Here is a 12,597-nt window from a genome sequence, read left to right as displayed (position 1 = left end):
TGTTGACAATATGGGTAACGTCCGCGGCGTCGGCCCGCTTCGTCGGCTCCTTGGAGGACCCATGCTCCGCCGTTCATTCGCCTTAGCTCTCGCCTCCGCCCTGTTCGCCACCGCCGCGTGCGGTGGCGAGGGCGGGGACGCTGCCACTTCGTCCGACGGCACCACCGCGCTCAAGGTCGGTGTCATCCCCATCGTCGACGTCGCGCCCATCTACCTGGGCGTCAAACAGGGCTTCTTCAAGTCCGAGGGCCTCGACGTCACTCTCGAGACCGCCCAGGGCGGCGCGGCCATCGTGCCCGGCGTCGTCAGCGGCCAGTTCCAGTTCGGCTTCAGCAACACCACCTCCCTGCTGCTGGCCGCCTCGCAGGGCCTGCCGCTCAAGGTGGTCTCGGCCGGCGTCGCCTCCACCGGCGAGCAGGGCAAGGACTTCGGCGCCGTCGTGGTCAAGAAGGACAGCCCGATCAAGACGGCCGCCGACCTGGCCGGCAAGCGCGTCGCCGTCAACACCCTCAAGAACATCAATACCACGACCATCAACAAGGTCGTACGGGACGCCGGCGGCGACCCGTCCACCATCAAGTACGTCGAGCTCGGCTTCCCGGACATCGCGGCGGCCGTGGCCAAGGGCGACGTCGACGCGGGCCAGGTGGTCGAGCCGTTCCTCACCATCGCCACCGGCCAGGGCGACCGGCAGGTCGTCGCCAACTACGCCGGCACCGACCCGGACCTGATGGTCGGCATGTACTTCACCTCGCAGCAGTTCCTCGCGAAGAACCCCGAGGTGGCCAAGAAGTTCACGGCGGCCATGGCCAAGTCGCTCGACTACGCCTCGAGCCACGGCGACGAGGTCCGCGCGGTCCTCAACGACTACACCAAAATCGACCCCGAGGTGCAGAAGAACATGGTCCTGCCGAAGTGGCCCAGCGCCGTCGACAAGGACTCGGTGCAGGTGCTGTCGGACCTGGCCCTCAAGGACGGCCTCATCACCAAGCAGCCGGACCTCGGGACGCTGCTTCCGTGACCACGCTCTCCGCGCTCGCCGGCCGGGTCGCGACCCGGCCGGCTCCCCTGACGAAGTCCCGGCCCGCGGCGCTCGGGATGCTCGGCGTCGCCCTCGCCGTCGGCCTGCTCGAGGCGCTGCCGCGGCTGGGCATTGTGGACAGCCGGTTCCTGCCGCCGTTCAGCACGATGGCGCGCTCGCTCGCCGGCCAGCTCACCACCGCCGAGTTCTGGACCGCCACCGGCCAGACCCTGCGCGGCTGGGCGCTCGGCCTCGCGATCGCGATGGCGGCCGGCATCGCCGCCGGCGTGGTCGTCGGCAGCGTGCCGCTGCTGCGGGCGCTGACCGCCTCCACCATCGAGTTCCTGCGGCCCATCCCGTCGGTCGCGCTGATCCCCTTGGTGGTGCTCATCTACGGCAGCGAGATGCCGTCGGCGCTCGTGCTCGTGGTGTACGCGTCGTTCTGGCAGGTGCTCGTCCAGGTGCTGTACGGCGTCGCCGACGTCGACCCGGTGGTCCGCGACACCGCGCGCTCGTACCGCTTCTCGCGCCGCGCCGTTGTGCGGACCGTCGTCTGGCCGACCGCGATGCCGTACGTGGTAACGGGTTTCCGGCTCGCGGCGTCGGTCGCGCTCATCCTGGAGATCACCGCCGAGCTCATCATCGGCGTGCCCGGCCTCGGCCGCTCGATCGGCGTGGCGCAGAGCTCCGGGGCGGTCGCCGAGACGTACGCCCTCGTGCTCGTCGTCGGGGTCATCGGCGTGCTCGTCAACGTGCTCGCGCGGGCGGTGGAGAGGCGCGCCCTGCGATGGCACACCTCGGTGCGGGGGGACTTGTGAAACGCGTACTGACCACCCTGGCCCTGCCCGCCGTCCTGGTCGCCGCCTGGTGGTTCGCGTCGGCGCACAGCACCAGCTTCTTCTGGCCTCCATTGCGGACGATCGTCGAGGCGTTCCCCGAGACGTGGACGGCCGATCCCTGGCTGCACGACGTGCTGCCCAGCCTGGCCCGGCTCGCGATCGGCTACCTGATCGCGCTGGCGGCCGGTGCCGGGCTCGGCGTGGCGATCGGGTCGTCGCGCACCCTGCGCGAGATCTGCGAGCCGGTGCTGGAGTTCCTGCGCGCCGTGCCGCCGCCGGTGCTCATCCCGGTCATCGCGCTGTTCGCCGGCTACACCGGGTGGACCTCGAAGATCATCACGATCGCGCTGGGCTGCGTGTGGCCGATCCTGCTCAACACCATCGAGGGCGTGCGCTCGCTCGACGAGGTGCTGCGCGACACCGCCCGCTCGTACGGCCTCGGCCGGGTCGCGACGCTGTGGCACGTGGTGCTGCGCGGCGCCAGCCCACGGATCGCCACCGGCGCGCGGCAGGCGCTGTCGATCGGCGTGATCCTCATGGTGATCAGCGAGCTGTTCGGCGCGAACCGGGGGCTGGGCGCGGCGATCGTGCAGTTCCAGCGGGGCTTCGCCATCCCGCAGATGTGGACCGGCATCATCCTGCTCGGCCTGATCGGCGTCGCCCTGTCGGCGCTGTTCCGCCTGGTCGAGCACCGAGCCCTGGCGTGGTACCGCGGGCTGCGCCAGGCCGAACGAGGAGCGTAGAGCGATGAGCGTCATCCTGGACGTCGACGGCCTGGCCAAGACGTACACCGGCCACGGCCGCGAGGTCGAGGCGATCCGCGACCTCACCTTCCGGATCCACAAGGGCGAGCTGGTCTGCATCGTCGGCCCGTCCGGCGCCGGCAAGACCACCCTGCTGCGCTGCGTCGCCGGCCTGCTCGGCGCGTCCGGCGGCACGGTGGTCCTCGACGGCTCCACGGTGACCCAGCCACCCCCGGGCATGGCGGTCGTCTTCCAGGAGTACGGGCGCAGCCTGTTCCCCTGGCTCACGGTCCGCAAAAACGTGGAGCTGCCGTTGCGCGAGAAGGGCCTCGGCCGCGCCGAGCGCACCGCGAAGGCCGACGCCGCCCTGGACGCGGTGGGCCTGCGCGACAGCGCCGACGCGCACCCGTGGCAGCTCTCCGGCGGCATGCAGCAGCGCGTCGCCATCGCACGCGCCATCGCGTACGAGCCCAGCGTCCTGCTGATGGACGAGCCCTTCGCCGCCGTGGACGCGCAGACCCGCGCCGACCTGGAGGACCTGGTCCGCCGGCTGTGGCACCAGCTCGGCGTCACGGTTCTGTTCGTCACGCACGACATCGACGAGTCCGTCTACTTGGGACAGCGGGTGCTGGTGCTCTCCAACCGCCCCACGGTCGTGCTGGAGGACGTGCCGATCGACCTGCCGGACGAGCGCGACCAGCTCGGCACCCGCTCGTCGGCGCGCTTCGCCGAGCTGCGCAGCCACGTCTACGAGCTCATCCAGCAGGCGAAGAAGGGCCACCGCCCGGAGCCGGCCGGCGTGTGACGGGACTTTCGCCCCTGGCCTGTTCCCCGTACGGCGGGGACAGTGACCGCATGGAGAAGATCTCGCTGACGAGGCTGGCCGCCGACGAGGCGCTCGCCGCCAGGGACGCGTCCAGCGGCCGCGGCGGGCACACGGTCTTCGGCAACCACGCGACCAGCCTGCGGCAGACCGTCCTCGCCCTCGGCAAGGGGCAGATGCTGCACGAGCACAACAGTCCCGGCGAGGCGACGGTGCAGGTGCTCAGCGGCCGCGTACGCCTCGCCTCCGCGGACGAGACGTGCGACGGGGACACCGGCGACCTGCTCATCATCCCGGATGCGCGGCACAGCCTCGAGGCCCTGGAGGACAGCGTCGTGCTGCTCACCGTGGCGATGCGGCGCTGACGGCTGTCCGGCGCCTCCGAGATGCCCTTGGTGCTTCTCCCTAGGCGGGGGGAGAACCCGCTTCCCGCGCCCAAGGAGGAAAACCGTCGGTAGTCTTGGCATCTGTGATCGACGCCGCCCACGTCGCCGCGATCGAGCGGGCCTACGAGCTCGTCGAGTCGGCGCAGGGCGAGCTGAGCCCCGCCGAGGTCGACGCCGCGGCGGCGCGGATCGGGCGGGCCGAGTGGTGGGACGTCCAGGTGCTACTGCACTTCGCTCGCTCACTCGCCGTACGGGAGATCGGGGGTGATGACGCTCCTCACGTGCGCGCCATGCTCGACGTAGCGCAGGCCCTCGGCGAGCCGGCCCTGCACGCGCTGGCGCTGGCCGTGACCGCCGCGCGACGGGCCGACGCCAAGCCGTCGCCGTCGGTGGGGCCGGAGAAGTCGGTGGGGCCGGAGGAGTCGCCGGGCGGTCCCCTGGTGCGGGCGGTGGGGCTGCTCGACGAGGCGGACGGCCCGGTGGTGCACCGCGTGGCGGCCCTCATCGAGGTCGCGACCGTGGCGCACGCCATGGGCTTCTGGGAGCTGGCGCTGGAGCTGTACGACCGCACGGCCGAGGTGGCCGGCGCCGGCGACGATCCGCGCTGGGCCGCCACGCTCCGGCGGCAGCGCGTCGTGCTCGAGCTGAACCGCGTCGAGCTGGTGCTCGACTGGGCCAGCGCCGAGGCGATGGTCGGCGACTGGGCGTCCGCGGGGGCGCGCGCCTCCGCGGTGACCGGGACGACCTCGACGGACGGCTGGCCGCCGAGCTGGGTGCGGCAGTACGACGGCTACCTCCGGCTGCTCGCCGAGTTCCAGGGGCTCGCCGGCGCCAACCGGGGCGACGCGTACTCCTCGCTCTGCACGGCGATCCGGGCGACCCGGGAGCGGGACTTCGCCCGCGCGGCCGTGGCGGCGGGTGGGCTGGCTGAGCGTTTCGGGGTGGCCGCCCCGCTGAACACCCGCCTGCTCGCCATGCAGATCGCCGCCCGCGACCCGCGGTGCCCCGAGGCCGCCGCCCGCTTCGCCGACGAGCTGGTGTGGCTGCGCTGGAAGGAACGCCTGCTGCGGATGGCCAACATGCGCGAGGCCATCAAGGCGGAGCGCCGCCGCCGCGAGCACGAGCAGCTGCGCCGCGAGATCGTCACCGACGACCTGACCGGGCTGGCGAACCGCCGCGGCTTCCAGTCGTACCTGGCCGAGCAGCGCGGTGCGGACAGCGACTACGCGGTCATGATGGTCGACGTGGACCGGTTCAAGCAGGTCAACGACACCTTCGGCCACGACGTCGGCGACCAGGTGCTGGCCCGGGTCGCCGCGGTGCTGAGTTCCGCCGTACGCCCGCAGGACCTGGCCGCCCGCCTCGGCGGCGACGAGTTCGTGGTGATCCTCGCCGGCGTGCGCCCGCAGGTGGCCCGCGAGCGCGCCGAGGGCGTCCTCGACGCGGTACGGCATCATCCCTGGCACGAGGTCGCGCCCGGCCTCGCCGTCGAGGTGAGCATCGGCCTGCACCACGGCAGCCACCGCGAGCTGCCGGCCCTGCTCGGCGACGCGGACCGCAGCCTGTACGCGGCCAAGCACGGCGGCCGCGGCCGGGTGGCCGAAAACGCGGCCTAGCACGACGGCCACGGCCAAGTGGCCGACAACGCCGCTCCGGGAGGCTAGCCGGCGCGCAGGTGCTCGCCGATCAGGCCGGCCAGCTGGGCGCGGGAGGTCACCTCCAGCTTGGGAAAGATGCGGTAGAGGTGTGAGCCGACGGTCCGCGGCGACAGGAACATCCGCTGGCCGATCTCGCGGTTGGACAACCCGTCGGCCACGAACCGGGCGATCTCCAGCTCCTGGGCCGACAGCACGCCCTCGGCCGGTGCGCCGCTCGACGCGCGCATCTCGCGTCCGGCCCGGCGCGCCCACGGTGCGGCGCCCAGCACCTCGAACGTGTGCCGTGCCGTCTCCAGCGGCAGCCGCGACTCGCTGATCCGGCGCTGCCGTCGCAGCCAGCTGCCGTACTCCAGGTCGATCCGCGCCGCCGCCCACGGCGACCTCGCCTCCCGGCGGGCCCGCGCGAAGAGCTCCTCGTCCCCGTCGAGCAGCGCCCGGGCGTACATGTCCCGGGTCTCGGGCATCGCGTCCCGCAGGCCGCACCTCAGCGCCGCCTCGGCCAGATGCCCCACGGTCTCCGCTCGCCGGGGTCCCTCCCTCAAAGGCAGCAGGACCGTGTACGCCTCGCGGAAGCGCTCGGCACCCAGCAGCGCGACGCCCCGCGCGAACCGCGCCGCGCCCGCCACCAGCGGCCCGCCCACGATCTCCGCCTCGGCGGCGTGCCGTCCGGAGCTCTCGCCGTCGCCGCGCACCGCCTCGACCAGCGCCACGGCCGCCGTCGCGCACCCCTGCCACACGGGCTGGCCGGTGCGCTCGGCCAGCACCCGGCACTCGGTCGCCGCCTCCGCGACCGCGGCCCAGTCCCCCGCCCGGCGCGCCGCCTCGGCTCGCAGCCCCAACACGTGCACGAGCAGCCCGAGGCGCCCGGTCCGGCGCAGCCGCGCCGCCTCCGCGGCGAGCAGGTCGCTCGCCCGGACCGCGTCACCCCGGGCCAGCACGGTCAGCGCGCCGGCCCAGCCCTCACCCTCCCGCCCCTCCGCGGGGGCGCCGGCCACCGCCCGCACCGCCGTGGCGCGCGGATCGTCGTCCGCACCGAGCGCCGCGAGCACGGCGAGCATCTCCTCGGCGGCCGTGCCGTCCCCGGTCGCCAGGGACAGCGCGGCCGCCGTCGCCAGCGCGTCGAGCGCCGCGCCCACGTCACCGGAGGCGGCCAGTTCCCCGGCCGCCCCCGTCACCGCGCCGAGCGCGTCGTGCGGCCGCGCCGCGTAACGCGCCCGCAGGGCCCGTAGGCCGGCCCCGCGGCCGTGGTCGAGCAGCGACTCGGCCCGCTCCCGCCATCCGCGTTCGAGGGCCCGGCCGGCCTCCTCGACCAGGCCACCGCGCCGCAGCACCCGGCGCCGCTTCCGGCGGCGTTCCCGCTCCCGTTCGATGATCGTGCTCATGGGGCGAAGCTACGAGCGCTCAGGGGCGGTTCAGTGACCATCGAGTGACACCGGCGGTCAGCCGCCCGTGATGCTCCAGTGCCAGGGCTCCGACGGAAGGTTCACGAAGCCGTACTCGTCGGCGTGGATCTGCAGCCACTTGAAGGCCGGGCTCTTCGACGTGAGCGTCCTGCCGCCCGAGGTGATGTCGATGGCGAGGCCGATCTCGTGCAGGGAGCGGCCCGGGATGGCGGTCGGGACGCGGCACGACGAGGACGGGGCCGTGTAGACGTCGGGACAGCCATTGATCTTGCGCAGCTCGATCTGGCGCTGCTTGGTGCGGAAGCCGCCGCCGGAGAGGGCGATGCCGGCCTTCTTCGCGTCGTCGACCATGCGCTTGTACGCGTACGCCACGTTCTTGTGGACGGTCGTGCCGTAGACGACGGTCGTGTCGGCGGTGGTGAAGGCGGGCCGGACGGCCGTGACCACGTTCTTGCTGACGGCCGCCGCCTGGCGGGCCAGCTCGGCCGGGGTCTTGAGCGCCGCGATCTTCTGCTGCGTGACGGCGACCGCCGCGGAGGCCGTCGTCACGCCGTTGTTCGCCGCGGTGAGCGCGGTCGTGGCCGCCGCCGCGGAGGACCGGGCGGTGGTCAGGGCCGTCGCCGCGGTGCGCGCCTGGGTCGTACGCAGGGTCAGGGTCTTCTGGGCGGCCGTGACCGCGTTGCGGGCGCGGGTGACCGCCGTCTTGTTCCGCGGCTTGACCTTCGTCAGGTTCTTCTTCGCCGTCGTCACCGCCGTGCGGGCGGCCACGACGCGCTCCTTGGCGGCCTTGTCGGCGCCGGTCGCGGCGGTGACCTGCTTCTCGGCCGCGGCCAGCGCCGCCGTGGCCTTGGTGACCTCGGCGGTGCGGGTCGTCACGGTGGTGCGCTGGGTGGCGAGCGTCTGGCGCAGCTGCGCGCCGGTCGCGGTCACGGTGAGGCTGCGGTACATGAGGCTGGACCAGCTCTGCGCGGCGGCTGGTACCGCCGCCTCGGCGGGGGCCTGCAGGCCGGTGGTGGCGAGGGCGGCAGCGACGATCGCGGTGGTGACGGACCGTCGGGCTCGGGTGCGGATCTGACGTTCGGGCCGGGTTTCCTGTCGTTTCGTCACCCGGCGAGGATGGTGTCGCCGGGGTGCAGCCTCCGGGCCGTTCCGGGTGCGAACGAGGTGTCAGGGCGCCAGCACCACCACCTTGCCGCTCACCCTGTTCTCCTCCACGTCGCGGTGGGCGTCCCGGATCCGGTCGAACGGATAGACGGTCACCGGCCCGAGGCTCAGCTCGCCGGACGCGATCCGGTCGAGGCTGTCCTGCAGCACGGCGGGCGGCAGCGAGGTCGCGTCGCCGCCGTAGCCGGTGAGCCGCACGCCGTCCGGCAGGTAGCCGATCGGGTAGAAGTCCGGGACGGTCCACTGGTTGGAGAGCATGCCGGCGAAGCAGACCGTGCCGTGCACCCGCGTGGCGGCGAGCGTGTCCGGCAGCGTGGGCGTGCCGACCAGTTCGAGCGCGGCGTCGACCCCGTCCGGGTAGAGGCCGCGCACCCGGTCGGCGATGTGCCCGTCGTCGAGCAGGGCGTGGTCGGCCGCCAGCTCGGCGAGGCGGGACCGCTGCCGGGTGGTCGCCAGCACGGTCGCGCCCATGCTCCGCGCAAGCGCCGCGGCCGCGTACCCCAGGGCCGAGGTGCCTCCCCGGATCAGCAGGGTCTGCCCGGCGCGCAGGTCGAGGCCGGTGGTGAGGGAGCCGTACGCCGTCTGGAGCGTCTCGGGCACCGCGCCGAGCGTCGCCCAGGGCAGCGACGAGCGGAACGGGATCACCTGCCGTCGTGGCACCACCGTGTACTCCGCGTAGCCACCGTCGAAGGCGCGGCCCATCCCGCCCATCATCGCGGCGACCTGCTGTCCCGGCCGCAGGTCGGTGCCGGGCGCGAGGTCGACGACGCCGGTGGCCTCGATGCCCGGCACGATCGGGAAGCGCGCGTTCTCGGCGTAGCCGAGGCGCAGGTGCAGCTCGGAGCGGTTGACGCCGAAGGCTCTGACCCTGATGCGCACCTCGCCGGGCCGTGGTTCGGGCAGCGGCAGGTCGCGGATCTCGAGGTTGCCGACGGGGCCGGGGGATGTCAGGACGATCGCTCTCATGCCCCATAGTTTCCACGGAATTAGATTCCATGGAAACTAAATGGGTACGATGTGCGGCGTGACACAGAAGGTGCGCTGGGCGCACGACCTCGTCCGCCTGGAGATCGTTCTCTGGGACCACGTCGACGCCCGCCTCAAACGAGACCACGACCTGCCGCTGTCGTCCTTCGAGACGCTGTGGGTGCTGCGCGAGCGCGAGACGGCGCGCATCGGCGACCTGGCCCGCGAGCTGCGCATCACCATGGGCGGGGCCAGCAAGCTCGCCGACCGGGTCCGCGCCGCCGGCCTCATCGAGCGCACCACCGACCCCGGCGACCGGCGCGCCAGCTCCCTGACGCTGACCACCGAGGGCCGGGAGATCCTGGCGAAGGCCACCCTCACGTACGACGCGGCCGTCGCGGAGCTGCTCGACAGCGCCGGAGTGACGGACGCGGAGGTCCGCGCGACACAGAGCGTCATCACCCGCCTCCTGATGTCCACCCCGCCCACCACCGCGTGACCACCGATGTGGCCCTCCCCCACCGTGGCCGCGCGGGCGCCGTTTCACCGGCTACCGTTCCCCGACCGACCGGCGCATGCCCCGCGCCGGTCCCCGGAGGGAGGACCGATGACTACCGCCGACCGTGCCGCGCGTGCCTGGCTCGAGGCCACGGCCGTGCTTGCCGGGCTTCAGCCGGACGGCTACTTCCACGAGACCGCGCACGGCAGCGCCGAGCTCGTCACCGGCGCGCCCTCGCCCCAGCTGAACGGCGTCATCGGGATCACCCGCGACCCCGACGCCGGGGAGCTGGCCGAGCTCGCCGCCTCGCCGCGGCTCGGCGCGGTCTCCTGGGCCGTCCAGGTGCGCGGCGACGACCCCGGGGACCGGATCGAGCGCATCGCCGCCGCGCACGGCCGCAAGCACCGCCGGGCCGTGCCCTTTCTGCTCAAGGAACTCTCCGCCGCGGACGCCCACCCGGTGCCCGGCGCCCGCCGGCTCACCGGCGCCGACAGCCCGGTCTACCGGCGCACGATGGCCGCCGGCTTCGAGGCGCCGGAGGAGGCCCTCGCGCTGCTGACCGCCCCCGCCGTGCTCGACCTGCCCTCGATGACCGGCTACCTGCTGGAGGCCGGCGGCGTCCCGGTGGCCACCGGGTTCGGCGTCCTCCACGGCGACCTGGTCGGCGTCTTCAACATCGCGGTGCCGCCGCCGTTCCGCCGCCGCGGCCACGGCCGCGCCGCCACCGCCGCGGTGCTCAGTGACGCGTACGCCCGAGGGGCCCGCACCGCGTTCCTGCGCGCCACCCCCGACGGCCTGCCCGTCTACCTGAGGATGGGATTCCACGCGGCCGAGAACTGGACGGTCTTCTCATGAGCGACACGACGTTCGCCGGCGAGGTCCGAGGTGCCTTCCGCCGGGGCGACAGCGCCGAGGTGGTGCGGCTCTGCCGGACCGCGCTCGCCGAGGCCCGCGCCACGGAGGTCGAAGCCCTCTACGGCCTGTCGCGGGTGGCGATCCGCTCGGGCGACCTGGCGGCCGCCGCCGACCTCGCCACCCAGTCGTTGCAGGCGGCCCTGCGCGCCGGCGACCGGTCCCTGGAGGAGCGGCCCCGGCACGTGCTCGCCGCTGTCGCCCGCCTCTCCGGCGACCTGGCCGGCGCCCGCGAGCTCTACCTGGCGAGCATCCGCCTCAACGAGGAGCTGGGCCGGGCCGAGACCGTCCTGACCGAGCGCCACAACCTGGCCTTCTGCGAGCTGCGCCTGGGACGGCTCGGCGCCGCCCGCGAGCTCTTCGCCGCCAACCGCGCCGAGGCCGAGCGGCACGGCTGGACGTCGTTCCTGCCGTTCGCCGCCATCGCCGACGCCTGCCTGGCCTCCGCCGAGGGCGACCACGCCCGGGCGGCCCGGCTGATCGCGGCCGCCGACGCCGCCTTCGCCGCGCGCGGCCAGGTGCCGGACCCTGACGACGCCGCCGAGCTCGACCGGGCCCGCACCGACTCGGCGGCCGCCCTGGGCGAGCGGGAGTTCGCCGAGCAGTACGACAGCGGCCGGCGGGAGGTATCCCACGGCCCGGACGGGACCCCTGACTGAGAGCAAGCGCCTCCGACATCTCAGGGAGATCTGCCATGCCGACCTTCAAGAACGATCCCGTCGACTCCTCGACCGACTCGACGGCCGCGGCCGTCCGGGCGGAGAACACCAACACCACGCCGAACGCCGGGCCCGGCGTGCACGCGAAGAGCGCGGCCGCCGCCGTGCTCGGCGAGAGCAGCACCTGGCACGGCGTCGCCGGGATCACGCAGAGCAAGACCGGCGGGGCCGGCGTGTTCGGCTCCGGCGACGCGGGCGGACCGGGCGTGATCGGCACGAGCAAGACCTGGGTGGGGGTCTTCGGCGAGACCTTCGGCACCCAGAACGGGCCGGCCGGCGTCTGGGCCGACGGGCACGAGGGCGGTTCCGGGGTCAAGGGGCACACCAGCTGCCCCGGCGCGTTCGGGGTCGCCGGCTTCCACCTCACCAACAAGGGCCCGGGCATCTTCGGCCAGGGCAACCCCGCGGGGCTCTTCGAGGGCGACGTCCGGGTCACGGGCGCGCTGGTCGTGCAGAACACCGACGTCCTTCAGCGCCTCGGCGCCCTCGAACAGCAGGCGGGCAGCGCGGCACAGCTCGGCACCCAGCTGCGGGCGCTGGAGCAGAAGGTCACCGCCCTCCAGGCCCAGGTGGCCGGCCTGCAGGGTCAGCTCAACACGGCGGTGAGCAACCTGACCGGCCGGATCACCCTCGCCGAGTTCGCCATCAGCCAGCTCAAGGCCGTGGTCCTGGCCGGAGGCTGACCGGTTCTTACCTTGCCCGAACATCGGGCGCCGCCCGGCGCGGGCACAATGGGCCGGTGAGCGCGAAGGGGCTGGTGCTGGTCGTCGAGGACGAGCGGCCGATCGCCGATCTCGTGCGGCTCTATCTGGCCCGCGACGGGTTCGGCGTGCACGTGGAGCACGACGGCGCGGGTGGGCTGGCCGCGGTGCGGGCGCTGCGGCCGGTCGCGTGCGTGCTCGACATCGCGCTGCCGGGGCTGGAGGGCACCGAGATCTGCCGGCGGATGCGCGAGGACGGCGACTGGACTCCCGTGGTGTTCCTGACCGCCCGCGACGACGAGGTCGACCGGATCCTCGGGCTCGAGCTGGGCGGCGACGACTACCTGACCAAGCCGTTCAGCCCGCGCGAGCTGGTCGCCCGGGTGCGGGCGCTGCTGCGGCGCGCGGCCGGCCCGGGCGAGGGCGATCGCGTGCGGGCGCTCGGGCCGGTGTCGCTCGACCCGGCCCGCCGGGTCGTGACCGTCGACGGGCGGCCGCTCACGCTGACGGCCACGGAGTTCGACCTGCTCGGGCACCTGCTGCGCCGCCCGGGCCGGGTCTTCACGCGCGAGGAGCTGCTCGCCGGCGTGTGGGGCTACGCGTCGCACGCCGGCACCCGCACGGTCGACGTGCACGTCGCGCAGCTGCGCGCCAAGCTGGGCACCGCCGCCGATCTGATCCGCACCGTCCGCGGTGTCGGATACACCGCCGATGCCGGGGCCTAGTACTGCAACGGCACTTGTAGTTTGTGGTGCGTGCCCGA

At 73.8% G+C, this 12,597-nt stretch carries 14 protein-coding genes; 11 read left to right on the top strand and 3 right to left on the bottom strand.

Annotation, left to right across the window (positions count from 1 at the left end; genetic code table 11):
* Window positions 1-61 precede the first annotated feature (61 nt).
* The 6 genes from Ade02nite_RS30030 to Ade02nite_RS30005 all read left to right on the top strand — a co-directional run bounded on the left by Ade02nite_RS30030 (window position 62) and on the right by Ade02nite_RS30005 (window position 5,428).
* On the top strand, window positions 62-1,021 hold the full coding sequence (locus tag Ade02nite_RS30030; protein WP_203771253.1) for an ABC transporter substrate-binding protein: 960 nt from the start codon (window positions 62-64) through the stop codon (window positions 1,019-1,021).
* Window positions 1,018-1,839, top strand: a complete 822-nt coding sequence (locus Ade02nite_RS30025) for an ABC transporter permease (RefSeq protein WP_239169170.1) — start codon at window positions 1,018-1,020, stop codon at window positions 1,837-1,839. The genes Ade02nite_RS30030 and Ade02nite_RS30025 overlap by 4 nt, the downstream gene beginning before the upstream one ends.
* A complete protein-coding gene (locus Ade02nite_RS30020) occupies window positions 1,836-2,603 on the top strand; it encodes an ABC transporter permease (RefSeq protein ID WP_239169169.1) in 768 nt (255 codons plus the stop codon). Before Ade02nite_RS30025 ends, Ade02nite_RS30020 begins: the two co-directional genes overlap by 4 nt.
* 4 nt (window positions 2,604-2,607) lie before the next feature.
* Window positions 2,608-3,408 carry an ABC transporter ATP-binding protein gene (locus Ade02nite_RS30015; RefSeq protein ID WP_203771249.1) on the top strand — a complete coding sequence of 267 codons (801 nt, stop codon included), beginning with the start codon at window positions 2,608-2,610 and terminating at the stop codon, window positions 3,406-3,408.
* A 50-nt stretch (window positions 3,409-3,458) separates the two neighbouring features.
* Window positions 3,459-3,791: a cupin domain-containing protein gene (locus Ade02nite_RS30010; RefSeq protein WP_203771247.1), complete on the top strand. Its 333-nt coding sequence runs from the start codon at window positions 3,459-3,461 to the stop codon at window positions 3,789-3,791.
* Between the two features lie 104 nt (window positions 3,792-3,895).
* Complete coding sequence (locus Ade02nite_RS30005) at window positions 3,896-5,428, top strand: GGDEF domain-containing protein (protein ID WP_239169182.1); 1,533 nt, start codon at window positions 3,896-3,898, stop codon at window positions 5,426-5,428.
* A gap of 44 nt (window positions 5,429-5,472) precedes the next feature.
* On the opposite strand, the gene Ade02nite_RS30000 is transcribed toward Ade02nite_RS30005, so the two are convergent.
* From Ade02nite_RS30000 to Ade02nite_RS29990, 3 genes are read right to left on the bottom strand one after another with little or no spacing between them, the layout of a single operon-like run.
* Window positions 5,473-6,852 (bottom strand): LuxR family transcriptional regulator, encoded by a 1,380-nt coding sequence (locus Ade02nite_RS30000; protein WP_239169168.1) that lies wholly within the window; start codon window positions 6,850-6,852, stop codon window positions 5,473-5,475.
* Window positions 6,853-6,909: 57 nt separating this feature from the next.
* Window positions 6,910-7,980, bottom strand: a complete 1,071-nt coding sequence (locus Ade02nite_RS29995; protein ID WP_203771243.1) for a M15 family metallopeptidase — start codon at window positions 7,978-7,980, stop codon at window positions 6,910-6,912.
* A 60-nt stretch (window positions 7,981-8,040) separates the two neighbouring features.
* Complete coding sequence (locus Ade02nite_RS29990; RefSeq protein ID WP_203771241.1) at window positions 8,041-9,003, bottom strand: zinc-binding dehydrogenase; 963 nt, start codon at window positions 9,001-9,003, stop codon at window positions 8,041-8,043.
* A 58-nt stretch (window positions 9,004-9,061) separates the two neighbouring features.
* Here Ade02nite_RS29990 and Ade02nite_RS29985 point away from each other — a divergent pair, with 58 nt between their 5' ends.
* From Ade02nite_RS29985 to Ade02nite_RS29965, 5 genes are all read left to right on the top strand, one after another.
* Window positions 9,062-9,502: a MarR family winged helix-turn-helix transcriptional regulator gene (locus Ade02nite_RS29985; protein ID WP_203771239.1), complete on the top strand. Its 441-nt coding sequence runs from the start codon at window positions 9,062-9,064 to the stop codon at window positions 9,500-9,502.
* A 108-nt stretch (window positions 9,503-9,610) separates the two neighbouring features.
* Window positions 9,611-10,357, top strand: coding sequence for a GNAT family N-acetyltransferase (locus Ade02nite_RS29980; RefSeq protein WP_203771237.1), 747 nt, complete (start codon window positions 9,611-9,613; stop codon window positions 10,355-10,357).
* On the top strand, window positions 10,354-11,073 hold the full coding sequence (locus Ade02nite_RS29975; protein WP_203771235.1) for a tetratricopeptide repeat protein: 720 nt from the start codon (window positions 10,354-10,356) through the stop codon (window positions 11,071-11,073). The genes Ade02nite_RS29980 and Ade02nite_RS29975 overlap by 4 nt, the downstream gene beginning before the upstream one ends.
* Window positions 11,074-11,108: 35 nt before the next feature.
* Window positions 11,109-11,816 carry a hypothetical protein gene (locus Ade02nite_RS29970; protein ID WP_203771233.1) on the top strand — a complete coding sequence of 236 codons (708 nt, stop codon included), beginning with the start codon at window positions 11,109-11,111 and terminating at the stop codon, window positions 11,814-11,816.
* Window positions 11,817-11,872: 56 nt separating this feature from the next.
* A complete protein-coding gene (locus tag Ade02nite_RS29965) occupies window positions 11,873-12,559 on the top strand; it encodes a response regulator transcription factor (RefSeq protein ID WP_203771232.1) in 687 nt (228 codons plus the stop codon).
* Window positions 12,560-12,597: the final 38 nt, after the last annotated feature.

It is taken from the genome of Paractinoplanes deccanensis (assembly GCF_016862115.1).
Classification (GTDB): domain Bacteria; phylum Actinomycetota; class Actinomycetes; order Mycobacteriales; family Micromonosporaceae; genus Actinoplanes; species Actinoplanes deccanensis.
This window is presented reverse-complemented; position numbering and strand designations above follow the sequence as displayed.